Source organism: Rossellomorea sp. NRS-1567 (assembly GCF_050467885.1).
GTDB classification, from domain to species: Bacteria; Bacillota; Bacilli; order Bacillales; family Bacillaceae_B; genus Rossellomorea; species Rossellomorea aquimaris_C.
Map to the genome: position 1 here is coordinate 134,057 of NZ_JBITPL010000030.1, position 15,591 is coordinate 149,647.

Annotated in this window: 16 protein-coding genes and 1 other RNA gene; 4 read left to right on the plus strand and 13 right to left on the minus strand. The window is 39.5% G+C overall.

Translation table 11 applies throughout. The features are described 5' to 3' along the window. Positions 1–170: 170 nt before the first annotated feature. Entirely contained in the window at positions 171–479 is a 309-nt protein-coding gene (locus ACIFOD_RS21075) for a hypothetical protein (protein ID WP_430316133.1), read from the plus strand. A gap of 58 nt (positions 480–537) precedes the next feature. Here ACIFOD_RS21075 and ACIFOD_RS21080 read toward each other — a convergent pair whose 3' ends face one another. The 8 genes from ACIFOD_RS21080 to speD form a co-directional block, all read right to left on the minus strand. Beyond that, positions 538–1,116, minus strand: a complete 579-nt coding sequence (locus ACIFOD_RS21080; protein ID WP_430316134.1) for a branched-chain amino acid aminotransferase — start codon at positions 1,114–1,116, stop codon at positions 538–540. 43 nt (positions 1,117–1,159) lie between these two features. Beyond that, a complete protein-coding gene (locus ACIFOD_RS21085; protein WP_430316135.1) occupies positions 1,160–1,912 on the minus strand; it encodes an exodeoxyribonuclease III in 753 nt (250 codons plus the stop codon). A gap of 175 nt (positions 1,913–2,087) precedes the next feature. Further along, complete coding sequence (locus ACIFOD_RS21090) at positions 2,088–3,458, minus strand: DEAD/DEAH box helicase (protein WP_430316136.1); 1,371 nt, start codon at positions 3,456–3,458, stop codon at positions 2,088–2,090. 131 nt (positions 3,459–3,589) lie between these two features. After that, entirely contained in the window at positions 3,590–3,985 is a 396-nt protein-coding gene (locus ACIFOD_RS21095; RefSeq protein WP_397551284.1) for a DsrE/DsrF/DrsH-like family protein, read from the minus strand. Positions 3,986–4,075: 90 nt separating this feature from the next. Then, on the minus strand, positions 4,076–4,375 hold the full coding sequence (locus ACIFOD_RS21100) for a rhodanese-like domain-containing protein (protein WP_430316137.1): 300 nt from the start codon (positions 4,373–4,375) through the stop codon (positions 4,076–4,078). A 134-nt stretch (positions 4,376–4,509) separates the two neighbouring features. Continuing rightward, entirely contained in the window at positions 4,510–5,604 is a 1,095-nt protein-coding gene (locus ACIFOD_RS21105; RefSeq protein ID WP_430316138.1) for a PRK06851 family protein, read from the minus strand. A gap of 137 nt (positions 5,605–5,741) precedes the next feature. After that, entirely contained in the window at positions 5,742–6,542 is an 801-nt protein-coding gene (locus tag ACIFOD_RS21110; protein WP_397551281.1) for a TIGR00266 family protein, read from the minus strand. Positions 6,543–6,697: 155 nt separating this feature from the next. Then, positions 6,698–7,510 (minus strand): adenosylmethionine decarboxylase, encoded by an 813-nt coding sequence (gene speD / locus ACIFOD_RS21115; protein WP_430316139.1) that lies wholly within the window; start codon positions 7,508–7,510, stop codon positions 6,698–6,700. 193 nt (positions 7,511–7,703) lie between these two features. Here speD and ACIFOD_RS21120 point away from each other — a divergent pair, with 193 nt between their 5' ends. Then, entirely contained in the window at positions 7,704–8,834 is a 1,131-nt protein-coding gene (locus tag ACIFOD_RS21120; RefSeq protein ID WP_430316140.1) for a CAP domain-containing protein, read from the plus strand. A 76-nt stretch (positions 8,835–8,910) separates the two neighbouring features. On the opposite strand, the gene ACIFOD_RS21125 is transcribed toward ACIFOD_RS21120, so the two are convergent. From ACIFOD_RS21125 to ACIFOD_RS21140, 4 genes are all read right to left on the minus strand, one after another. Beyond that, a complete protein-coding gene (locus ACIFOD_RS21125; RefSeq protein WP_430316141.1) occupies positions 8,911–9,630 on the minus strand; it encodes a DsbA family oxidoreductase in 720 nt (239 codons plus the stop codon). Between the two features lie 82 nt (positions 9,631–9,712). After that, a complete protein-coding gene (locus ACIFOD_RS21130) occupies positions 9,713–12,295 on the minus strand; it encodes a helicase-related protein (RefSeq protein WP_430316142.1) in 2,583 nt (860 codons plus the stop codon). Between the two features lie 180 nt (positions 12,296–12,475). Beyond that, positions 12,476–12,922, minus strand: a complete 447-nt coding sequence (locus ACIFOD_RS21135; RefSeq protein WP_430316143.1) for a CoxG family protein — start codon at positions 12,920–12,922, stop codon at positions 12,476–12,478. Positions 12,923–13,032: 110 nt separating this feature from the next. Beyond that, positions 13,033–13,821, minus strand: coding sequence for an HAD family hydrolase (locus ACIFOD_RS21140; RefSeq protein ID WP_430316144.1), 789 nt, complete (start codon positions 13,819–13,821; stop codon positions 13,033–13,035). 158 nt (positions 13,822–13,979) lie between these two features. Between ACIFOD_RS21140 and ACIFOD_RS21145 the strand changes: the two genes are divergently transcribed. Then, positions 13,980–14,276 (plus strand): DUF948 domain-containing protein, encoded by a 297-nt coding sequence (locus ACIFOD_RS21145; protein ID WP_113967925.1) that lies wholly within the window; start codon positions 13,980–13,982, stop codon positions 14,274–14,276. A 152-nt stretch (positions 14,277–14,428) separates the two neighbouring features. Continuing rightward, positions 14,429–15,079 (plus strand): MtnX-like HAD-IB family phosphatase, encoded by a 651-nt coding sequence (locus tag ACIFOD_RS21150; protein ID WP_430316145.1) that lies wholly within the window; start codon positions 14,429–14,431, stop codon positions 15,077–15,079. A 220-nt stretch (positions 15,080–15,299) separates the two neighbouring features. Here ACIFOD_RS21150 and ssrS read toward each other — a convergent pair. Then, a non-coding RNA gene (gene ssrS, locus ACIFOD_RS21155) (6S RNA) lies at positions 15,300–15,488 on the minus strand. Positions 15,489–15,591 lie beyond the last annotated feature (103 nt).

Here is a 15,591-nt window from a genome sequence, read left to right on the forward strand (position 1 = left end):
TCTAACTTCCTTTCAATGTGTAACAAGTTTCTTTCATCATCCTATTATACACCTAAACAGGTGGATTTTAAAAACGTATTCCTCTAATCAGCCTAATAAGTAAATGAATGGGCTTGCTCCCCAAACTTCGTTATAATAGAAGCAGATACGAAGTTTAAGGAGAGAATGCAATGAATTCTAAAGAGATGCAAGAAAAAATCATTGAAAATTATCAAAAGGACGAGCATATGATGATTCTTGTGTTTGCGCAATGGTGTGTGAATCACGACCTTGACCCTGCAACCCTTTATCAGAAAGCCTACCCCCATCAAGGGGAAAATCCCGCATTAATGCAAGGAATCGACTTAACGGTCCCTAAAGAGGAGTCTGAAGAAATTCCCGACACGACTATACTGGGTGTCCTCTCCCTATTTGGAAATGACGACTTGGCTCATGTCGTCACAGAAGAAATCAGCAAGCGCCCTGGTAACAAGGGATAATAGTAAGAGGGACGGAACTTCACAAGGTCCGTCCCTCTATTTTTATTCACATATTACTTTAAGCCTCATCCACCGTTTGAAGGAGCTGAAAAAGGAAATCATATATGAGCTCGTAGGAAGCAAGCATCGTCAGTCCTTCATGAAAATCAGGGAGATCGTTTAAAGAAATGTTTAAATCCCATAAACCATCCTCACCATTAAACAATAAGTCATAAGATGATTCGCCTTTAAGAGTATTTTCCAAGTAATGCTCAATTTGACTGCGATATTTTTTTTGAAGCTTCAGTCCCAGCATCGCATCATACGTTCCAAACACGTCGTCCACTTCTATTGAAACAGCCTCCACCCCAATCACATCAAACCATTCCAATTCCAGGAAGACGAACTCGTTTTTATGTTTTTTTAAGTAGGTGATAGGCTGATCGAGAAATACTAGAGATTCTTGAGCGATTAGTTCTTCCGTTTCCTTCTCGCAACGCTCGATATATGCTTCTTTAAATCGCGAACCGGATTCACGTGCAGTTATCTTCTCAGCATCCAATAATCCATGCTTTTCTACATATTCTTTTTCCTGTGGAAATAAAGCAACGCTACCATTTGTTTCTTCGATATACTGCAACAATCTTTTTCTTAACATCCTTTACCCTCCGTAAATGTAATTTGTCTGCTTCTTGTATGTACTACTCTAACTCTAAGTATACAGGACAGTGATCACTTCCCAGGATTTCAGAATGAATTTCTGCACTCTTTATTGCAGGGGATAAACGATTTGACACAATAAAGTAGTCAATTCTCCACCCAATATTCCTTTCACGGACATTACTCATATAGGACCACCAACTAAAGGCATCTTCCTTTGTTGAATGGATATATCGAAAGCTATCGACAAACCCTTCCTGCAGGAGCAACGTCATTTTCCCGCGCTCTTCATCTGTAAAGCCTGAATTCCCCCGATTTGATTTGTCATTTTTCAAATCTATTTCGGTATGTGCGACATTCAGGTCCCCACATAGAACAACAGGTTTATGTTGATCCAAATCATGAAGATACTTCCTTAAAGTATCCTCCCACTCCAGACGTTCAGCGATTCTTGACAGATCCCTTTTTGAATTAGGGGTATATACATTCACCAAATAAAAAGAATCAAATTCACAGGTAATGATCCTTCCCTCTGGCTCTATATGGTCTTCATTGAAACCATATGAGACAGCCAGCGGTTTCTTTTTAGTGAAAACGGCCGTTCCTGAATATCCCTTTCGCATCGCATAATTCCAATATTGATGGTATCCCTCTAATTCTAATGAGATTTGCCCTTCTTGAAGCTTTGTTTCTTGAAGGCAAAAAATATCTGTGTCCATATGCTGAAAATAATCTAAAAATCCTTTTTTCACACACGCTCTAATTCCATTTACATTCCATGATACTAATTTCATATTAATCTATTTAACTCCTTTACTCATAGCAATACTCTTTATTATCCTACCATAAAATCACCCGAAGGCATTTATTATACTAATATAATATAGGAAATCACCTGTTATTATTCTGATATAGTTTCAGCTTTCCATTGATATTTTCGCACAATAAAAACCATGCCTGCGCATGGTTTTATCGTTTATTTTTTCGATTATATGATTGAGTAGAAGATTTTTTTCTTGTTTTTCTCCCTTTAAAGTCAGGCTTCTTATCTGCTGCTGTCCCTTCTGAAGATGTTTGTTGTAGAGAGTTAGAGGACTTTCTGCTCGTCATTTGTTTATCTTTGAAATCGTCCTTTTCCCTTGTCAAGGATTCCCGATCCTTGCTTTTCCTATTTCCTTGTCTATTATCTCCCTTTTTCTTAGAGGGTATTTTTGACTTTAGAGAAATGGTATTCCCCAGGTTTTGCTTTTGAATTCGACTATTCAGCTCTGCTTCAATTCCGTCCAGGAGGCTTCTTTCTTCAGAAGAATAAAGGGTATAAGCTAAGCCTGTTTCACCTGCTCTCCCGGTTCTTCCAATTCGGTGAATATAGGTCTCGGCATTCTCAGGCATGTCATAATTAAATACGTGAGTGACTCCCTCAATATCCAATCCCCTGGAAGCCACGTCAGTCGCAACTAACATTGGTACGTCGCCTGTTCTAAATTGTTCCATAACACTTTCACGCTTCTCTTGTGGGATATCCCCATGAAGTTCAGCCACTTTAAACCCTTTTGACTTCAGCACTTGATATAATTTCGTCACCCGTCGTTTCGTTCGGCAAAAAACGATGGATTTACTTGGTTGAAAGGCCTCTATTAATTGAATGACTGTGTCTTGCTTGGCCCGATCCACTGTAAAGATGGCAAATTGATTAATGGAAGTGGATTTTTCAGCTTCCTGCACCTCGATAAATTGGGGAGTTTTCATATATTTGCGACCCAATTTTTTGATTTCAGCAGGTATCGTCGCTGAAAATAACATCGTTTGACGATGAGCTGGCGTTTTCCTTAAAATTTCTTCGACTTTATTAAGAAAACCTATTTGCAGAAGTTGATCTGCTTCATCAATGACCAAAAACATAAGATGAGATAGATCGAGATTCCCTCTTTTCAGATGATCCAATAGTCGTCCTGGAGTTCCAACCACAATATTCACATTCTGTTCCAGTTCCTGAATTTCCTCCTCATGGCTTTTACCACCATAAACGGAGAGAACGCTATAACCTTTGTTTTTCGTTGTGAGCTTTCTTATTTCACTTGTTATCTGGATAGCCAGTTCACGTGTCGGGGTAATAATCAAACTCTGAATATGATGTGTGTTGGATTTACTTTTCTCCAGAATGGGTAAAACGTAAGCAAAGGTTTTTCCCGTCCCGGTTTGAGCCTTGGCTATGACATCTTTTCCCTCCAAAAGGGTCGGTATCACATTTTCTTGTATGAGTGTCGGTTTACTTATACCATTAGTAGACAAGTTTTTCTGAAGACCTTTTGATAGTCCCAGTGATTCAAACGAGTTCATTGATCATTCCTTCTTTCTTAAAACGAGATTTGACTTGTCTACTAATAGTGAACGTTTCGTGGTGAAAATGCAAGAACAAAAAGGATCCCGAATTGGAATCCTTTTTGTTAAACATATTCTATTCATTTCAACTAGAACGTTAATGTAACGTCTGCGTCTTTTGCGAATTCAAGGAATGTGACAGCTCCACCCACTTCTATTCCATCCACAAATGCTTCTTTATCTAAGCCCATTACATCCATAGTCATTTGGCACCCAATAAAGGATACCCCCATCTCCTGTGCCATTTCTACTAACTCAGGAATGCCGGGTACGTTCGCTTTTGTAAATCCTTCTTGGAAGTGTTCTTTTCCTTCTGGCATCGGAAGCTGTTTGTGACCTTCTTTATGGATGAGATTTAATCCTTCAAATGTAAAGAATATGGCTACTTCTTGATCTGTGGCTGCCGCCGCAGTTGCTATATTGAATACTTTATATGCATCAAATAATCCACCGTTACTTGCGATAATCGCTACTTTTTTACTCATTTTTATTCCTCCAGTTAATTTATATTTCGTTTATTGGAACATGATTCATACATTATACCTTAAGTGGTATTTACAAAGTCAAAAAGGTGGTTATTCTGTCGGGCCTTCCCACGACATCATTCCACCAGTCATATTAATGACATTAAAACCCTGACTCTCAAGAAATTGAGCTGCTTGTCCACTTCTTCCGCCTGAACGGCACACCATAATATATTCTTTTGTCTTATCTAACTCATCCATACGACTTTCAATAGAACCTAATGGAATATGTTTAGCGGCAGGTATCATTCCTGAAGCTACTTCTTCATCTTCACGAACATCTATCATATTTAATGATTCATTTTCATCAATTAATAATTCTTCAACTTGTTTAGCAGTTAATTGTTTCATTGAGTATTCCTCCTAGTTCTTTGTGTTATTTGAACAACTTTATGTACATATAATATACCTATATGGGTATATTGTCAACCAAATAAAAACGCGATCACCTAATGATCATCGCGTTCTTGTGTGCGCTCCATATACTACTTCTTTATAAACTCTGTTATTTCCTGAAAGATTTCTTCTCTAATCGTATTCACCTTTGAAAAGTCCATGGCTCTTATATAGATGGACTCAAGTTGTTCACGGAGGCATTTAGCTTCTTTAAGATATGAGATTGCTTCTTTCATTTTATCCTTATAGGATTTTGTTGTTCGTTCTATGTCGGCAGCATATTTCTCATCGGTCCCTTGGGTGATGCATCTTTCATACATATCGATGATTTCATCAGATTCCCGATCCGGGAAATATTCATGTGGTGCTGTGCTATCGAAAATAGCGATTCCTTTTTCTCGTATGATTAACATATCAAGACTATTGGGGTCAAATCCACAATGATAAACCTCTACATCATAGCCTTTTTCTTCTCCGGCAGAAGCAATTTTCTTTAACATCGTTGATTTTCCAGATCCTGCACGCCCTTTGATAAAGTAACGCTTCTCGACATCCTCTGTTAAATTCTGAATGTAGTCAACTGCTCCATCAGGAGTCGCGGCGCCTAAGAACCGATGTTTGACTGTAGAAGATTTAGAAAGGTTCTTATCTTCAAAGAAGAGTGAAATTAACTCATTTGTCAATTCATTCGCTTTTGTGAAGTTCATATTGGAAATGTAGATTTCTTCAATGTCATCATGGGCACGAAGGGATGCAGCAAAGGTATCGTATGCTTTCTGAAAGAATGAGGCAATTTTATCATTTAACCCAAGGATTTCCTCTTTGTGTGGCAAGAGTTTCTTTGAGTCCCATGCCACTCCTAAATTAACATATTCCTCAATAACCCCAGGAGCTTTCGGTTCTATAATATGAGGAGCCGTCCCATCCACAATGCCTACCCCAAATTCAGGGAGGAGAATGCCATCGATTGAGTGATTATCGGAAGCGCAATGTAAATAATCAACCTCTAACCCTTTACCTTCAAATCGTTCTCCAACCGACTTCATCAATGAGGATTTACCTGTCCCGGGACCACCCTTCAGGATATAAACCCTCTCTAATCCATCTAACACCGAATCATATAGGCTGTAAAAACCTTTTGCCGTATTTCCCCCAGCATAATAATGACGAACCTTACCTGTCATGAAATCACCCTTTCACATCATTTATTTAAACATATGATGTGAGATCTAAATAGGTGAATACCCATCTAAAGTGGAAACGGCTTGAGCATAAAAAACATTTCCACGAATGGGAAATGCTTTTAATGTATAGCCGTGAATCAATCGTCTCCGTTTAGAAAATCACCGATTCCACCAAGTAAACTTCCCTCACCAGTCGAACGACCTCCACCCTGGGGAGCACTTGCATAAATTCTTTCTGCTAAACGACTGAATGGAAGTGACTGAATCCAGACGGTTCCAGGTCCACGGACCGTGGCAAAAAACAATCCTTCTCCGCCAAGGAAGGCAGATTTAATTTTTCCAACATATTCGATATTGTAGTCCACATCTTTCGTCATGGCCACTAAACAACCCGTATCTACCCGTAACAACTCCCCAGGTTGAAGTTCTTTTCTATAAATCGTCCCTCCGGCATGAAGAAAGGCTAACCCGTCGCCCTCAAGCTTCTGCATAATAAATCCTTCACCACCGAAGAAGCCAGTTCCTAATTTCTTTTGAAAATCGATTCCAACGGATACTCCCTTCGCTGCACATAGAAAGGCATCCTTTTGACAAACAACTTTCCCTCCTAATTCACTGAGATCAACCGGGATGATTTTTCCTGGATAAGGAGCAGCGAATGATACATGCTTCTTACCCATCCCCTCATTGGTAAATACGGTCATGAACAAGCTTTCACCCGTTAATACACGTTTTCCTGCACCAACAAGCTTACCCAAAAATCCCCCGGTCCCACTACCCTTGGATCCATCTCCAAAGATTGTTTCCATCCCGATTCCGTCTTCCATCATCATCATTCCACCAGCTTCGGCTACGGCACTTTCTCCTGGATCCAATTCTATTTCAACGAACTGCATATCATCTCCATGTAATTTGTATTCAATTTCATGTGAATTCATTCCTTGTTCCTCCTTCTATTTTCAAGCATATTTACCTATTCTTCAAGACAGATACATTTCCCTTCTCTCATTCTATTTTCGCAATAATGAGATTTCATACAAAAAAACACACTCCGACACGTATCTGCTCGTGACGGAGTGTGTTTCCACCATGATTATGGTTTAGGAATGTTCTTACCGTAAAAGATTTCATCCATTTCCATTTTCACTTTATCTGTAATTTCATCCATTTCACTTTCATCCAGCTTTTCTTTTGAATAGCCGAATAAATAGTTATTTAAATCAAAATCTTTCAACTTACATTTTGTATGAAAGATATTCTGAGGATACACATTTACATCGATCATGTCATACTCATCTTTGATTTCCTCTGGAATGTAATTCTGAATCGAATTAATATCATGATCGATAAATAATTTTCGTCCATTGATATCACGTGTAAATCCTCTCACCCGATAATCCATCGTCATGATGTCTGTGTCGAATGAGTGAATAAGATAATTCAACGCCTTAAGTGGAGAAATCTCCCCGCAAGTAGAGACATCGATATCTGCCCGGAAAGTAGAAATCCCTTCGTGAGGATGATACTCAGGGTACGTATGAACCGTAATATGGCTCTTATCAAGATGCATCGTAACTGTGGATGGTAGTGGTCCCGGAGATTCATCAAAATGTTCCGTGGGTACTTCAACTATCGGTCCTTCAGACACCAGGATTGTCACACTCGCACCCTGTGGGACATAATCCTGCTTAGAAACGTTCAAGACGTGTGCGCCAATAATATCCGATACATGTGTCAGGATCTTCGTTAACCGATCAGCGTTATATTGTTCATCGATATATTCAATATACGCTTCACGCTCTTCGCGGGTCTTGGTGTAGCAAATATCGTACATATTAAAACTTAATGACTTCGTTAAGTTATTAAATTCATGTAGTTGAATTCGTTCTTCATGAGATAATTTCATCGTGAATTTCCCCTTATATGTAAGTTTGTCGTGCCTGCCTATGCTTTTATCTTACCCAGAGCCAACCATACTAAAACAGGTTCTTTTGATTGAAGATGGTTGAGAATGGGTACTGAACATAGTGAATAAGCATTTCCCTTTTTACTTATTTATTAATTTGGATACAATGGAAGATAGAATGGAGTGTTAGCGATTGAGACGATTGTTTTTACTTATTATGATAGTTGCTTTTGCCTATATATCAAAACCCGCATGGGAAGACAAAGTGGAAGCAACAGAATTCGATTCTGTGCTCACAAAAATTGAAGAAATAAAGAACAGTCCAAAAGTGAAAGACACCTTCAATCAACTATACAACGAAGTAAACCTTCTGCTCATTAAATTGGACGAGTCATTTAGAGATCTCGAAAATCCCTCTAATATAAAGGAAGAGAACCCTGTAGAAAAACCAACTTTAACAGTACCAAGTGATCAAACCTTCTCTATCTATAATATTGAAATGGGAGATTCAAAAGAGAACCTTGAGCAAGAGCTGGGAGAAGCAAAGAGACATTCCACTAATGAATACGGAGTTTCCTGGTATGCCTATCACGAAAACTACCGTAATTTCTTAATGGTTTCTTATGATGAAAATAACCAGGTTAATGGGCTTTACACCAATCAAGACCTCCTTTCCTCCTCATCGGGAATTGAAATGGGGGTATCCAAAGAGGTGGTTCAGAATGAACTCGGTGAACCACTCTCAAACATCCGAAAAGGATTGACTCTATATCAACTCCAAAACAATGGAGAACAGGAAGTCTATCAAGTGGATGGAAGCTACGTAACTGTGTTCTATGACAAGCATGAAAACGACACCGTCACGGCCATACAAATAATCGATGAAAGCCTGGAAGCAAATAAGAAGAATTTCTATTCAGAAGCGAGTTCCGAGTTGAAGGAAGGATTTGAATTCCAGCTTTTTGACCTCACAAATGCTACTCGTGTGGAAAAAGGATTAAATGCACTCTCTTGGGACGATCAAGTCAGGGACACGGCAAGAAAACATAGTCTGGACATGGCGGAACAGAACTATTTCAGTCATACCAATCTCGATGGCGAATCCCCATTCGACCGCATGGAAGAAGATCAGGTAGCCTTTCGTACGGCAGGAGAAAACTTAGCCTATGGGCAATTAAGTTCCATCTTCGCCCATGAGGGATTGATGAACTCAAAAGGGCACAGGGAAAACATCCTTCAACCCCATTATGAACATTTAGGTGTCGGAGTCGCATTCAACGGAAAAGCACAGCCGTATTTCACAGAGAACTTCTTTAGTAATTAACATTGATCTTCATAACCACTAAAAAAGCAAGTGAGTAACGCTCACTTGCTTTTTTTTGCTGAACGTGGCCTTTGAGTTATGATTTAGATGGAGGAACATCGCATCCATTTTCGTCACAAGCCATACCATCGGTTCCCAGTGGCTGGAGCGAATCCGTCTGATTCTCTTCTTCCCATACTTTTTGGATGGAGCTTAAAAATACGTCACTTGGCTGTGCACCTGAAATAGCATATTTGCGGTTGATCACAAAGAATGGGACACCTTGAACACCTATTTGTCTTGCTTCTTTTTCATCGGCTCGGACATCCTGTGTGAATTCATCACCTTCTAGTACAGCTTGTGATTCTTCAGCATCCAATCCGGCTTGTTCTGCTAATCCTACCAGCGTTTCCTTGTCACCGATATGCTTTGAAAGAGTAAAGTGAGCGTGTAACAGCATTTCAGTAAGCTCTGTCTCTTTTCCTTTCGTTTTTGCATATTTTGTCAGGCGATGTGCATCGAATGTATTCGTTGGAATACTGGTATCAAAGCGGAAGTCCAGACCTACCGTTGCTGCTTGTTTCGTCATGCTGTCAGTCATGTTTTTTGCTTGTTCAAGAGAAGTTCCATACTTTTTCGAAAGAATTTCCTGAATGCTCATGTCTGTATCCACAGGTGCATCGGGATCTAACTCAAAGCTCTTGAAAGCAATCTCAACTTGATCTCTTTCAGGGAATTGTTGGAGAGCTTCCTCTAAATGACGTTTCCCTATATAACAAAATGGACATACATAATCTGACCAAATTTCAATTTTCATCCTATACACCTCTATTTACATTATCAATTCGTATCTGATCGTACCATAAATCGCATATTTCCACTTTTTATTTGCTCATGGCTTACGAATATGGAGGCTTTCTTCTCGTTCTTCTTTTCACCCTGGCTGCATGACACCGATCACAAATTGGAAACCCGAAGTTTGGAGGTAATTTCTTTCCGCATTGTTTACACGTCTGACTCATACTGGTGACCTCTGTCCTGAGACTTTCGTGTACTCCATCGGCGATTTCACTTCTAACCCTCTCCCAGTAATAGGCCTCCGTTTGTCTTCCCAATCGATATAAGAATAATAGATGCAGACCGACAGCCTTGTAGGATACTTCTTTTTGTTCCAGGTTTTTGTTATTTATAGGTGGTTCGGGTAATTCTTCTCCGTGTACAATGGCGTTCATGCACTCTAGCCACTGCTCGGTTAACTGAGCCTCTTTTTTCGAAAAAGGGAGATGTAAAAATCCGTACAGATCATTCAATGTAAGCTTCGCCTCGATATCGGTTCCTCGAATGAGTTCATATAACTCCCTCTCCTCGAATAGGGAGGCTTTTTCCGTGCCATAAGGACTTTTGAATTTCTCCCAAAAGTAGAAAAACGTATCAAGGTCATGGTAATAGCGTTGAAAACGTTCAAACACAGCGCTTGTCGGTGCGATGGCAAATGTTTCGAGAGATCGATCAGGCTGATCTAACAGATGTTTCATTACTTTAATATCCTTTGTAAAAGCTACTTTCCCTTCATTGTACAGTCCTTTTCTGCCGGCACGACCGGCAATCTGCTTTACTTCCTGGGATGTCAGCCTTCTCCTTCTCGTTCCGTCAAATTTATCGGTTTCCAGGAATACGATTCTTCGTATCGGTAAATTCAAGCCCATTCCGATTGCATCAGTTGACACAATCATGTTTGTCTTCCCTTTAATGAATTGCATCATTTGTTTCTTTCTTGTTTCAGGAGGCATACTGCCGTAAATCATGCTGACCTTATGTCCATTATTTTGCAACCTTGATGCCGTATCCAATACCTTCTTGCGGGAAAAGCAGACGAGTGCATCTCCTTTTTTGGCATGCCGCAATTGGAATTCTTTCGATTCGACCTGCAAAGGAATTTCTCTTTTGTAATCATGGACTTCAATGTTTCCTTCACCCACTAATTCCATTAGCAGCTCCCGGACATTTTCACTTCCGATAATATGTACCTCTTTTGCTTTTGCTTTCGTAATCGCACGGTACCATGAAAAACCTCTATCTTGATCGGCGAGCATCTGAGCCTCATCGATTACAATCACTTCATATTCGTCCTTTTCACGGAACATCTCTACGGTAGACGATACGTGCTTTGCCAAAGGGACTTCTTTTTCCTCTTCTCCTGTTTTCAGATTACAGGGTACTCCATCTGTGTTCAATGTATCAAATACCTCCAGGGCGAGGAGGCGGAGTGGAGCTAAATACATGCCGCTTTTCGCTTCTTTCATCCGGCTTATGGCATGATGGGTCTTCCCTGTATTCGTTTCACCGATATGGAGGGTATACTTGATATCACCCCGGAATGAAGGACTATACTCCCTTCCAAAAATATCTTCCATCATTCGCTGTTCTTCTTCCTGCTTCCTTTTCAACTCTGTTAGCTCAGCAGCCTTTCTCTTCTCTCGCTCTGTTAAATCTCTTTCATAAATGGAAAGGTGAATATCCTCATCAAAAGGAACTTCTACAACCTGATATAAGTCCACAACATACTCCTCTTGAATCATTGTGAAAAAGGTTGACTTCAACGTAAGGAGAAAATGGTGACTAAGCCTGCTCAATCGTTCTTCCGATAAGGGCTGACCGAATACATCATCGTATTCAGACAATAATTCTTCAGGCATATGACTCAGGAGTGAGCGGTATACAATTTGCTCTGAATAATAAAAGATGAAACGCTCGTACGGATAGAAATAGGTTTCATATTCCCATACGTGTCCATCCCAGTTTTCACTCTTCTTGTGAATGGAGCCTGTAAATTCCTTAAGGAAATCAGATATCGTTGTAAAAGAATCACTAGTGAAGTTTCCTTCCTCTTCCAGTTTCTCTTCCAGCATATATGGTTCAGTATGGCGATACTTTGTTTTTAATCCCAGATCTTGTACAAATTTTTTAGCAAATAAATGGCGTAACTCCACATACCAATACAGTTCAAGCTCATCCATTTGCTTGTTTATGAAGGAGAGGATCTTTTTTTGAATATCTTTTTGAAGGGCTGCTTGCTTTTTTTCTTCGTGTTTTTTTAAATAGTTTTCTCTAACATGTTGATGGCGCTCTTTCCAATCGTTTGCTGAAGGTGGATATTCCATTAACCAGTTTAAAATATGAAATGGCTGAAAATCTCTTATCTCATTGCGAAATAACTTGTTAATCAGTTTCTTATCTGTCCCTTCGATATCATAACCTTCATTTCTTAAGAAGGCTTTTTTATGGCTTCGAAGAACATCATTGGTTACCTTGTTAAGCCAGATATTAGTCCAGATGTTGTGAAAGAAAGCACTTCTTTCTGTAACATAATCCTGAAATGAAGGCAAATTCTCATGTTTCTCTAAGTAAAGTGTGATATCATCTTCTATTTTTCGTTTTGTTTCTTCTACGGCTTCTTCACGAAGTATTTGAAGGTTTTGCATGGTAAGACCCCTTTATATGTTTTACACGTTATCCCTATATGTACTTTATAGTGTATGTATTTCTTCTATATCTAACAAATCTCTTGCTTACAAATAGTTCATTATAGCATACAAGCTGCCCCTGAATGATGATAAATGAAAACAGAACTACGCGGGGCCCCATAGTTCAGGGCATGCATGTCATTGCTTGCCTCTCTCAATCGCTTCACCAACCGCTTCCGTTAGTTCCTTGGTGAGCTCGTGCACCATTTTATCAAATGTAGATTCAAGGATTTTAGCCAGTGAACTTGTGGATTCAATCGTGAGACACCCCGTGATAGCCGTGATGGAAGAGTTTACTTCATCAGCCTTAAAAAAACCTTCACCTGTAAACTTTTGATTGATCCCCCTTAATATGAACATGACTTCGGATGGTTCCTTCCATTCTGTAACCAGTACCTTCACATGCACCGTTTTGCTCAACACTCCAAAATGCAGGGTGAATTTCCAAGTCGATTGAACATCTGAAACAATGGTATGCTCTTTGTACCCTGGAACAAGAGGAGCCCAGGCATTCATATCACGAATGAATTCCCATACATGTGAGCGTGATGCATGAACGTTAACGTGATGAATTCCTATTCCCATGAGAGTACCCCCTTCCTTATTAAATGAGATGTCCGTGAATAGTATGTAGGGTAATAGGCTATTATGACTGGTCGGAGTGAGTAAAAAAAGAAGCTTCACAAGGAAGCCTCCTATTTCATGTTATTTACGATCTCGAGAACTTCATGGAGCTCTTTGATTTCATAATCAGGGATAATATCTTGAGGTTTTTGCTGACGTCGATTAATCCAAACCGTTGTGATACCGAGATTTGAAGCCCCGCGAATGTCTGTATTTAAATTATCTCCTACCATGATCACTTCGTCCTTTTGAAGCTTAAGCCTCTCTAAAGCATGAAGAAACATTGCTGAATCCGGTTTCCCTCTACCGATATCTCCTGAGATGATAATTTCTTCAAAATAAGGCACGAGTTCAGGTGTCTTATCAAGTTTTGTATTCTGTAAATGAGGTGAACCATTCGTTAATAACAACAGTTGAAAATTTCCCTTCACTTCATTTAACACACGAAAGGTATCTTCATACACGTAAGGTTTCTCTTTTCTTTCTTTGCGGAATCGCTCGGATAATTCTGCCCCAAGCTCTGCATCCGTAATGCCTAAAGATTGTAACCCGGACGTCCAGGCCTTTTTGCGGTAAGTTGGGACGATTTCTTTCATCTTAAGGAAGCCTTTATCATGTTCATCCAGGAAGTCTCCCCAAAGTCCTTCAAAGGGGTTAATACCAATATTCTGTGTGAATTCATATGTATCATAGGTTGAATACAACTTTGTCGCAGCTTCTCTGACACTAAGCTCTAAATCTTGGGGATCCACCCCCACTTTCGTCTGTGCATAACGGCAAGTTGCTTTAAATGCTACTTCAATACTTTTGGAGTCCCATAATAATGTGTCATCTAAATCAAACATGATGGCTTTAATCATCTTTCTCTCTCCTTTTTTCGTTTACGTTAATCTTATATTTTAGATTACTAGCTATACGGGAATTAGTAAACCAGGAAGAAAAATAAATTATCCTTACGTTATTATCAACGTTTTTAGGGAATACAACTAAAAACAACGTTTATTGAGGTGAACTTTACATGTGGATTGTATATGCAAGTATTGCGTTAATTGTGGTTGCTATAGTCATGTTGGGAGTCGCACTTATGAAAACAGTGAAGACGACCCGACCCGTTATTAATGAAATGAATCAAACGGTGGCAAACATTCAAACCAGAATGGACAAAATTTCTTCCGAAACGAACCAGCTACAAGAAACACAAGGAGAGATTCAGGGAGATATCGAATACAAAAAGACGACCATCACCAACACCGTTCAAGAAGTCAAACGCACACCAGAAGTATTGAAAGGATTTTTAGCCAGCTTGAAGAAATAACACATGATCACCTTACTCTTTAGTGAGGTGACCTTTTTCGTATGTTAAAACAGTTTACATAATATAATTAAAGTTCACCTCCCCCTCCTCGCTTCCATCCCCTGCTTTAAACATGATACAATCGACTGGACTAGTAATGAGGAGGAGATGGTATGAAAAAATGGGCATTTGTTTCGGACTTTGATGGTACGATCTCTAAAAAGGATTTTTATCATCTTGTACTGGAGAAGTACTTTGAAGAGGGGCAAGCTTTATACAAACAATGGAAGTCTGGAAAAATAAAGGACATCGATTTTTTGCGTCAGGTTTTCACGTCCATACATCAAGAAGAAAGTCAGATCATTGAAGATATACATTCTCTGGAGATTGATGAACACGTTCCTTCCTTCATCCGTAAAGTGCAGTCACAAGGAGGGGACTTCTATATATTAAGCGCAGGTACGGATTACTATATTCATCATATTCTTGGGCAGTACGCAATTACTGGCGTTGAGGTATACTCAAATGAAGGATACTATGAAGAGAAGAATGTACATATGAATATTGATCCTGAACATCCACATCACTCCGAAAGATATGGAATCGACAAATCAAAAGTTCTTACTGATCTCAAAAAAGAGTATGAGACCATTTATTTTGCAGGTGATAGTGAACCAGATAGTCATCCTGCCAAAGTGGCAGATATCACTTTTGCCATGAAAGCATTACAGGATATCCTGAAAGAAAACAATACTCCTCATATTGAAGTGAATGATTTCATCGACATTGAGCAACATCTATTACGTCTTGGAGTGCTGCGCTAGATCTTTTTGCTTATCTTGCCATTGCGTGATACAATTAGCTTGCCTCTCCCGAACATTCGCTTGTTGCGGGACACTTAACCATGTACGGACGGGAGGGGCCTCGCTATAAAAACCTTCAGACCGAATTCCCTTTAGGAATTCGGTCTTTTTTATTGACTGATTATTTTTATAGATATAAAAAAGCCAGCCCCCGATTGGGAACTGGCTTGAGATACTAATGTAAGGAGCCACATTTGCCGTAATTTGATATAAGAAAGTTTTAAACCACCACTCCTCAAAGTGGGTGTTTGCAGAAGGTTTCCTGTCGTCCTCAAATCGTGGAGGCTTGACATTCCAACTTCGATGTAAAACTCCCTATTACAGTTTAAAGGTTAAAACTTCGTTATGATTACGTACAACGCAGCCTGTATTAGTATAATACATCATCATGAATGGCATTTCAACTATTGTTTTTCTTTTCCATCAATAGATATTCGTTCACAAAAGAATCGGACCAAGGTCCGTCCCTCTTT